The sequence below is a fragment of the Pseudomonas juntendi genome, assembly GCF_009932375.1.
In the GTDB taxonomy this organism is placed as follows: domain Bacteria; phylum Pseudomonadota; class Gammaproteobacteria; order Pseudomonadales; family Pseudomonadaceae; genus Aquipseudomonas; species Aquipseudomonas juntendi.
On sequence record NZ_BLJG01000415.1, the window covers coordinates 1 to 240 of the forward strand.

The window sequence follows — 240 nt, forward strand, 5'->3', positions numbered from 1 at the left end:
GCAGGCGCGCCTGGCGCAGGGGCTGCACGCGGTACGCATTGGCGAGTGGGGCTATTACGAAACCGTGCTGGCCCCCTTGGACAAACAGTGGCTGGTAGAGCTGCATTCGCCGCCCGACCCGTTCGACATCAACGTATTGTCCTGGGGGGTGACCGTCTTGATCGGTGCCGCCATGCTCGGCTGCCTGCTGCTGTGGGTGTGGCCGCACTGGCGGGACCTGGAGCGCCTGAAGGAAACCGC

The 240-nt window shown here is 66.2% G+C and carries 1 pseudogene; it reads left to right on the top strand.

The features are described 5' to 3' along the window. Nucleotides 1-240: pseudogene (locus tag GYA94_RS26425) on the top strand (ATP-binding protein); the annotation flags it as partial.